Raw genomic sequence first — 7,015 nt, 5'->3', positions numbered from 1 at the left:
AGCGGCTCCAAGCGAGCCCACTCCTCGTCCGTCAGATCACCACGACCAGCCATACCAATCTAACGAGTCAGATGATCGGAGAGACACGCCCTAGGACGCGTTGTGAATGTGATCGATCTCGCCGCCTGACAGCTCACAGTCCACGGATGGCTTCGGCCAGGTCAGGGCCATAGGACGCCCAGCAGATCACAGACCCGTCGACGTCGATCTGTCCCATGAACCACTCGTCACCGGCTCTTGCAAGGCACAGGTCGTGGAAGGAGAGGATGAGGTCAGGCTGGAGGACGTCGTAGTCGGCGGAGCCGTGCTGCTCGACAACGACGAGTCGTTCAAGGGAGAGCAGATCCGCTTCGGCGTCGCCCGATGCGCGGCGGACCCGCTCGATCGTCCATTCGTCGGGGAGATCTGCGTTCACGGCGGCATGGTCGCAGCGGATGGTCTCTCACAGCCACTCGTTTATCGCTGCGACCAGCACGGTTGCGTGATAGCGGACGGCGAGCTTGTCATATCTCGTGGAGACCGCGCGGTGGCGCTTGAGCCGGTTGATCCCGCACTCGACCGCGTGCCGCTGCTTGTAGTCGCCCCGGTCGAACTTGGGCGGGCGACCACCGCGGAGTCCGAGCTTCTGACGGTTGCGGATCTGGTCGGCCTTTTCCGGGATGGTGCACTTCACACCGCGTCGTCGCAGGTAGACGCGGTTCGCGCGCGAGCCGTGGGCCTTGTCTGCGCGGACCCTGTCCGGCTTCGTGCGGGGGCGACCCGGTCCGAGGCGGTCAAGCGGGGCCTGCTGGCGCGCTACCAGATCATCGTGGTCGAGCTCACCGACCCCGTCGTCACCCCCGAGCGCCTGATGAGCCCGGAGAAGCGCAGCGAGGAGATCCGCGGGCAGCGACTCGGCGCGCTCCAGGCCGCCATGCTCCACACCATGGCGCAGCACGGGCTGCAGACGATGATCACCTTCCACCACCGGACCATAGAGTCTCAGGCGTTCGCGGAGGGTCTGCCGGCGGTCGCCGCCAAGCTGCACGCCAGTGACCCGGAGTTCTACCCGGACCGGATCTGGGCGAAGGGCCACGGCGGGTCGCTGGCCGCGCCGGCCCGGGCCTCCGTCGGCGGGTACGCGATCGGGACGTGGCTGTCGGAGCTGCGGGCCGCGGCCCAGGTGCCCGCCGACCAGCCGGGCGCGCTGGCGCCTGAGCGGCGCAGGGCGCTGCCAGGTGATCGACCCGTGGTGGTGCCCCGCCTGGCCGATCACCTGGCAGCGCGCGTACGCCGTGGCGCAGTGGTGGCTGGAGGCCGACGGGCGGGTCGACTGGACCGTGTTGCCCGTGGACACGGTTTTTGAGGGCGAGCAGCTCGGCCGGTGGGTGCAGGCGCAGCGGGCCGGCTGGCCGGGCCTGGAGGAGGACCAGCGGGACCTGCTGTCGGCGATCGGCATCGAGGAGGACCAGGAGCTGGTGGCCGCACGGGCTGCGGCCGCGGCCAAGCCCAAGGTGTCGCGGGCGGACCGGTTCGACGCCGGCCTGGTGGCGCTGGCGGCCTTCGTCGAGCGCGAGGGCCACGCGAAGGTACCGCGGGCGCACAAGACCGAGGAGGGGCTGTCTTTGGGGGCCTGGCTGAACAACCAGAAGGCCCGGCGGGACAAGCTGAGCGAGGAGCAGCGCGGGCAGTTGCAGGCCCTGGGGGTGGCCTGGTAGCGCATTCTGCGAGGTGTGGCGTGCGCGCCGATCCCAAGTGGGATCGGCGCGCATCTGCTTGTTCGGACAGGGCTTCCTGCCCGCGTGGTCGCTGCGGTACCCGCGGCGGTGAGCATTCACCCCGCGCCCGCAGCCATTCGGGGCCGGTCGGCTCGAGGCTCGGGCCGAGTGGCGACGCGCTGTCCTCGGGCACCCGCTCAGGCGACGGCCCGCTCCAGCCAGTCGAGCAGGACCGCGTTCCGCAGCAGCGGGGCCATCGGGGCGCAGTGGTCACCGGCGCCCTGGGTCTGCGTCATCACCACGTGCGTCTTGGGGCCGCCGAGGAGGTCGTACAGGCGGTGGTCCTGGCCCGGGACCATTCCTTCGTTCTCGTATCCCAGGATCAGTGCCGGGCACTTCACCAGCGGTGCCACGTCGTCGCAGCGGAAGCGCTCGATCGTCCGCGCAAGTGTCCAGAAGTCGCGGGGTGCCCGGCCGGCGCGGGCGTCGTCCAGGAACTGGCGGCCGAAGATCTCGGCGCGCTTGGCCAACAGCGGGGCGGCGGGGCCGAGTTCGGGGACGATCTCCGTGCGCCACCGGCGGTTGATGGTCTCGCGGTCGGGACCGGTCGCCAGCTCCCGCCATACCTGGGGCCAGGCGAGCCAGTTGTCGACGGCGCCGGGGTCGGCGACCACCGCCGCCAGCCGGCCCTCGAACGCGGCGGCGCGGATCGCGAGGATGCCGCACATGCTCCAGCCGGTCAGGGCGATCCGTTCCGGGTCCACCGCCGGCAGCCCCACCAGGTGGTCCACGACCGGACGCACGACGTGTTCCCAGTCCGGCCGGAACGGGATGCCGTGCTCGAAGAGCAGGCTCCCTTGTCCGGGCCCTTCCAGAATCACCGCGTTCCATCCACGCTCGACCGTCGCGCACGCGCCGAACGCGTACAGGTCGATGCTCTGGGCGTCGCTGCCGTTGACGAGGATCACGGTGGGCCGCCGCCGCGGTGGCCCGGTCGGGGTGAGCAGGTAGGCGGGCAGTCCCACGTCGCCGTATGGGATGCGGAGCCGCTGTACGGGCGGGTCGAGCAGCTCGCCCGCGCGGTGCCAGCAGGCCCGCATCCGGGCGAAGATCGCGGGTTCGCTGTCCGGGCGCTCGCTGGCGAGGACCGAGAACAGCGCCAGGGAGAGGTACTTGGCGGCCCGCAGGTAGGCGTCGCGGGCGACAGTCCTGTGCCCCGCGCGCAGGGCGTCCTTGGCGGCGGCTTCCGTGCGGTGGCCCAGGGCGAGGAATTCCGCGTGGTACGTGCGGCCGGAGACTCCGGCGCGGTTGATCCGGTCGACGGCGGCCAGTACCTCCCCGGCCTCGGCGATGCGGTAGGCGGCGCCGCCGAGCGCGGCGCGGGTCTGGAGGTCGAGGTTGGGTTCGGCGAAGAGGTGGACACGGTCGAGAGGCATGCTGGTCTCCTTCAGGCCCTCAGGCCGTGGCGCTTGGTGTACGCGAGGTGGAAGGCGAGCAGCGGGGCAGCGATGACCGGCCAGCACGCGTGCATGGCCACCGGCGCGGCGTCGACGGGCAGCAGGTAGGCGAAGGCGAGCTGAGCGAGCGCGTTCAGCAGGCTCGCGATACCCCAGAGGGTCGTGAGCACCCGCAGACCGTGCCGGAAGCCGGCGTCCTCGCCCCAGCGCCCCTCCCACGCCCGCAGGCCGTCCTCACCCGCCTTGACCAGGACGAACGAGCGGAACATCACCATCAGCGCAGGCCGCCCGTAGAGCACCGAGGCCAGCAGCCAGACCCCGATCAGGCCGCCGAGCATCCCCGTCCACGCCTCGCGGACCAGCAGTGCGCGCGGGTCGCCGGTGAGCGCGGAGAGCACCAGCCCGAGAGCGATCATGCTCAGGATCAGCAGGGCCGGGAAGTCGATGCGACGTGTCCGCACCAGCCGCACGAGGACGACCACCGCCGGCACCGCCGCCGACCACAGCAGCGCGTGCCACTGGTCGACGCCCGCCGCGCGTAGGCCGTAGTAGAAGCCGAGCGGCAGGACGAGGTCAAGCAGGACGGGTATCAGCACGCCGGCGCGGCGCGCAGCTGGGTGGGCGGTCACCGTGTCCCCTCGCGCCTCGTCGCGAGGGCGAAGAGCGTGGACAGCTCGCGCCCGTAGGCGCGGGCGTCGAAGTCGTCGCCGACGGCGAGCCGGTTCGCTGCCGCGTCGATGGACGCCCGGATGGCGGTCGCCATCGCCTCCGCGTCGAACTCCCGGAACGCACCCGCCCGTTGGCCGTCTCGCAGGTGCTGCACCAGCAGCGCGACGGGGGTGTCGAAGCCGGCCGGGCTGACCAGCGGCGCGCCGTCTTCCCGGCGGGCTGCGGCGAGGACGTCAACCAGCGCCCGCACCTGCACCGGGTGCTCCGCCAGGAACTCCAGGTTCGACTCGATGTAGGCGGCCAGCATCGCGGCCGGCTCGGTGTGGGCGCGGATGCGCGGCTGTATGAAGGCGCGCGCCTCGTCCTGGACGGTGTCGACGACCGACTGGAACAGGTCCTCCTTGTCGTCGAAGTGGTACGAGATCAGGCGCACGCTGGAGATCCCGGCCCGCTTCGCGATCTGCGCGAACGAGGCACGGGCATAACCGAGTTCGGTGACGGTCTCGATGGCGGCGGCGATGATCTGGGCGCGGCGCGCGTCGGTGACGAAGCTACGGCCGGACGACGGGGCGTCGGCGTCACCCCTCGCTTGATTTACTCGCATGAGTAAAAAGTAACACGAGTCGGCAACCCAGTCCGTCGGACCGTCAGTTCTCCCCAGGTACCCCGGCGATGAGCAGCGTGCCAATGGCACCCGGGCCGCACCGCATGCACGTCACCCGCCGTGCTGAGCACGACGTGGAGTGGGCGTAAGGCCGACGGTGGGCTGCTGGGGAGAGTGTTGGGAGGCCGTCACCTTCGGGTGGTGGGCTCCCCAGTGCTACCTACGCCGGGCGGGTGGGGACGGGCAGCCGCGCATGTCCTCCATGACGGCCCAGGGGAAGCGGTAGTGGGCGTTGCTGAGCGGCCAGATGGTCTTCTCCGTCGGGTGGTTCTGGCCGGTGCGACGAGAGCGTGGGCGGCTTCTGGGTGGCTGGGGCGGGCGCAGTTTGCAGGCTTCGGCGAGGGCGGTCGGGTCGGGCAGGCCGGTGTTGGGGAAGGGCGGGGTGAACAGTGGGGTGTCGCCGCCTGCGGCGAGCCGGTGCTGGTAGGTGGCGGCGAGGAGGAGGGGGCGTGCCCAGGGCGGTACGGGGTGGGTGGTGCAGCCGTAGCGCAGGCCGTCGGGATCGTGCAGGGCGATGGTGGCCGCGCCGTCGGTGAGGTCGGCGGAGTGGGCGGTGGAGAGCTGGGTGTCGGAGGCGGCGGTGAAGACGGCGGTGGCCAGGGCCGCCGCGAGGTGGGGGTGGGCGGTGGCGGCGTGCAGGCGGCGGGCGACCTCGGCGGCGGTGGCCGGGGGCATCTGCGGCGGGTGGAAGCCGCGGACGTGGGCGAGTGGCGGGGTGCAGCGGCAGTAGCGCTGGGGGCCGTCGAGGGAGCAGAAGGTGGTCAGGGCCGGCAGGTTGAGCCACCGGTCCTGAAGCGGCCTGCGCGGGCAGGGCAGGACCGTGGCGTTGTCGCCGGGTAGGTGGGCGGCGGCCTCGGCGAGACGGTGGTCGGTTGCCCGCAGGGCGTGTTCCAGAGTGGGGGTGGGGCGGGGGCGGTGGCAGACCAGGGCCAGGTGCACACCGGTGCGCTGTCGCAGGGTGAGCAGGTCGTTGATGCGGCGGCGGTTGAGCAGGTGGGCGCGCAGCACGGTGAGGTGGGTGATGGGGGTGGCGAGGATCCAGGCGGCGGCGATCGCCCACGGAGGTACGGGGTCGAGCCGGGGGTAGCCGGTGACGGGAACGGGTTTGCCGAGGGCGGCGAGGATGTCGTAGGCGAGGCAGATGGTGGAGTCGGTGCCGATGGTGGGGTGGACGGTGGCCCGGCCCGCTGCGGGGTCATGGGCGGCCTGGGCCGTGCGGGTGTGGGGCAGGTCGTCACGGGGGTCCAGCACGATGGTGACCGGCGGCGGGTCGGGGCAGATGAGCATCAAGCCGCCCGGCGGTGACGGAGTTTGCTGTAGGCCCAGCGCAGGAGGTCTTCGTCGACGGTGGTGCGCTTGGAGTCCTTCATCCCGACGGTGAGGTGGTGGGTGATCTTCGCCCAGGCGCGGAAGTTGCCGTGGGCGGCCTCGCGGTCGCACAGGGCGATCAGCTCCTTGTCGGCCTTGGCCCAGATGGGGTGGAAGGCGGGGATGACGGTGAGGACCTCGTCCAGGGGCATCGGGTCGATCTCCTGCCAGGCGTAGACGCGGGATTCAAGCATCGGCTCGCTCTGCAGCATCTCGAAGCAGCCGTTGCCACCGGTGAAGATGATCGTCAGGTCGGTGCCGGTGTCGTCCCACAAGTAGCGCAGATATTCGAAACAGAGTTTCGACAGCCACTGGGCCTCGTCGCACACCAGCACGCGGCGCTCCTCCAGGGCGCCGCGCAGCGTGCGGTCGAACTCGATGGCGTGGGCGGGCGGACGGCCGTGCAGGCCCAGGGCGTGGAACAGTTCATGGCGCAGGTCGCGGGTGGAGGGCCGGGCGCGGAACTGGATGCGGTGGGTCAGGGTGGGGGCGAGTTCGCGCAGGGAGGCGTTGACCGCGAACGACTTGCCGTGCCCGGTCGACCCGTAGATGCAGATCATCGCCTTGGCGTCGATCGCGGCGCGGATGTTCTCGCGCGCTGCGAGCAGGGCGCGGGTGCTGACGATCTGCGCGCCGGCCAGGCGCATGTAGTGGTCCTCGCGTTCGGCCGGCAGCCGGCCCAGCCGGCCCGTGGTGGTCATCACATCGATCCTTTTCGCTGTGGCATCGGGCTCAGGGGCGTGGCGGTGGTGCGGGGTCCGCACTGTCGTCATCTGGGCCCTGGCTGGTGTCGGTGTTCGGTGCTGTCTTCTGCTGGAGGGGGATCGGGCGCACCCAGGAGGCGGGAGGCTCCCTGGGCGGGATCAGGTCCGGCAGCGCCCTGTCCGCCAGGTCCCGCTCGCCGGTGCGGGCGAGCCGCTGGGCGGCCTCGGCCGTGGTCACCGCGCCCAGGCGGCGGGGAGCTTCGGGTGTGGTGGCCGCGCCGTAGCGGTCGCGGCGCAGGCGCTCGGCGGCCTTCCAGTCCGCCCGGAGGGCCCGCGCGGCAGCGTCGCGGGCGGCGCGCAAGGCCTTGCGCTGTTCCTCGCTGGCCTGGTCGGCCAGGTACGCCGAACCGAGGTGCCGGGCGGGATCGGTGGCGTCGAAGACCTCGATCTGCAGGT

General features: G+C 71.6%; 7 protein-coding genes and 2 pseudogenes. 1 reads left to right on the top strand and 8 read right to left on the bottom strand.

Going from position 1 to position 7,015, the window contains the following annotated elements:
- Positions 1-133: 133 nt before the first annotated feature.
- Both ACWC9T_RS40000 and ACWC9T_RS39995 read right to left on the bottom strand, forming a co-directional pair.
- A complete protein-coding gene (locus ACWC9T_RS40000) occupies positions 134-415 on the bottom strand; it encodes a hypothetical protein (protein ID WP_449825959.1) in 282 nt (93 codons plus the stop codon).
- A 27-nt stretch (positions 416-442) separates the two neighbouring features.
- Positions 443-772: pseudogene (locus ACWC9T_RS39995) on the bottom strand (transposase); the annotation flags it as partial.
- Between the two features lie 259 nt (positions 773-1,031).
- Here ACWC9T_RS39995 and ACWC9T_RS39990 point away from each other — a divergent pair.
- Positions 1,032-1,697, top strand: a complete 666-nt coding sequence (locus ACWC9T_RS39990; RefSeq protein ID WP_449825958.1) for a helicase associated domain-containing protein — start codon at positions 1,032-1,034, stop codon at positions 1,695-1,697.
- A 197-nt stretch (positions 1,698-1,894) separates the two neighbouring features.
- Here the strand turns inward: ACWC9T_RS39990 and ACWC9T_RS39985 are convergent, their stop codons facing one another.
- The 6 genes and pseudogenes from ACWC9T_RS39985 to ACWC9T_RS39960 all read right to left on the bottom strand — a co-directional run.
- Positions 1,895-3,133, bottom strand: a complete 1,239-nt coding sequence (locus ACWC9T_RS39985) for an alpha/beta hydrolase family protein (RefSeq protein WP_449825957.1) — start codon at positions 3,131-3,133, stop codon at positions 1,895-1,897.
- 11 nt (positions 3,134-3,144) lie between these two features.
- Positions 3,145-3,783, bottom strand: coding sequence for a VC0807 family protein (locus ACWC9T_RS39980; protein ID WP_449825956.1), 639 nt, complete (start codon positions 3,781-3,783; stop codon positions 3,145-3,147).
- A complete protein-coding gene (locus tag ACWC9T_RS39975; RefSeq protein WP_449825955.1) occupies positions 3,780-4,427 on the bottom strand; it encodes a TetR/AcrR family transcriptional regulator in 648 nt (215 codons plus the stop codon). Before ACWC9T_RS39975 ends, ACWC9T_RS39980 begins: the two co-directional genes overlap by 4 nt.
- A gap of 216 nt (positions 4,428-4,643) precedes the next feature.
- On the bottom strand, positions 4,644-5,774 hold the full coding sequence (locus ACWC9T_RS39970) for a hypothetical protein (protein WP_449825954.1): 1,131 nt from the start codon (positions 5,772-5,774) through the stop codon (positions 4,644-4,646).
- Positions 5,774-6,556 (bottom strand): AAA family ATPase, encoded by a 783-nt coding sequence (locus ACWC9T_RS39965; RefSeq protein WP_449825953.1) that lies wholly within the window; start codon positions 6,554-6,556, stop codon positions 5,774-5,776. Before ACWC9T_RS39965 ends, ACWC9T_RS39970 begins: the two co-directional genes overlap by 1 nt.
- 31 nt (positions 6,557-6,587) lie before the next feature.
- Positions 6,588-7,015: pseudogene (locus ACWC9T_RS39960) on the bottom strand (Mu transposase C-terminal domain-containing protein); the annotation flags it as partial.

It is taken from the genome of Kitasatospora sp. NPDC001159 (assembly GCF_053598235.1).
The sequence above is the reverse complement of the archived record's forward strand: the minus strand, read 5'-3'. Positions and strand labels throughout refer to the sequence as shown.